General features: G+C 40.1%; 2 protein-coding genes. One reads left to right on the top strand and one right to left on the bottom strand.

Annotated elements, in window-relative coordinates; all coding sequences use genetic code 11:
• Positions 1-591 (top strand): hypothetical protein (locus F6K38_RS42875; protein WP_287361000.1); only part of this gene is annotated, 591 nt, incomplete at its 5' end.
• Here the strand turns inward: F6K38_RS42875 and F6K38_RS42870 are convergent.
• Positions 560-1,075: hypothetical protein (locus F6K38_RS42870; RefSeq protein ID WP_287360998.1), on the bottom strand; the 516-nt coding region annotated here is incomplete at its 5' end. The genes F6K38_RS42875 and F6K38_RS42870 overlap by 32 nt on opposite strands.

Below are 1,075 nucleotides of genomic sequence, written 5' to 3'. Positions count from 1 at the left end.
ACCTATTACCCATTAGATTTAGTACAAATGTTCTGCATAAGTGACATGCTCCCGATTCCCTGTCTTGATGCAGCGCATCCCTATTACCTATTACCCATTACCCATTACTTATCACCTATTACCTATTCCCTATTACCCATTACTTATCACCTATTACCTATTCCCTATTACCCATTACTTATCACCTATTACCTATTCCCTATTACCCATTACTTATCACCTATTACCTATTCCCTATTACCCATTACTTATCACCTATTACCTATTCCCTATTACCCATTACTTATCACCTATTACCTATTCCCTATTACCCATTACTTATCACCTATTACCTATTCCCTATTACCCATTACTTATCACCTATTACCTATTCCCTATTACCCATTACTTATCACCTATTACCTATTCCCTATTACCCATTACTTATCACCTATTCCCTATTACCTATTACCCATTACCCATCACCCATTACCTATCACCCATCACCCATTACCTATTACCCATCACCCATTACCTATTACCTATTACCTATTACCCATTACCCATTACCCATTACCTATTACTTATCTTCAATCACAATTGACAAACTAGACGACTCTTGTAACTGAATCTCAGCCCGTTCTACAATCGCAATCGGAATATCTTGCTGATAGGAGCTACCCTTGGCTGTGAGTTCTAGCTGATCAATCGTGTAGTTAGAATCTCCGAGAAAGCTTCGGAGTGCTTCCATAAACTTCTCCTGATTTTGCTCTGAAACTTGGCCATTGCTGATGAAATTCTGAAGGGTTTTCTGGTCAAGATTTCCTGCCTTAGTCCTGATCTGTACCAGCAGGAGAGTTTTCAATTGGTCATAATCCAGATTGTCTCCCACTGCTAGTTTGGGTAACTGCTGGAGAGAGGGAGTCAAAATACTCCGAACTGCTGCTTCCATAACGCTCTTAAGTTGTTCTGGGTCAACAGTTTCGGGAACTGCAACCGCCGGAGTTAGCCTTAAGTTTAAAGTAGCGATCGCAACATCAACAACCTGGATATCGCTGGTAATGATAAACTTATTATCAGCATCAGCTAACTGAGT

The organism is Moorena sp. SIO3B2 (assembly GCF_010692525.1).
GTDB classification, from domain to species: Bacteria; Cyanobacteriota; Cyanobacteriia; order Cyanobacteriales; family Coleofasciculaceae; genus Moorena; species Moorena producens.
Note: the sequence above shows the minus strand (reverse complement) of the source record. Positions and strands in the feature narration are given on the sequence as shown.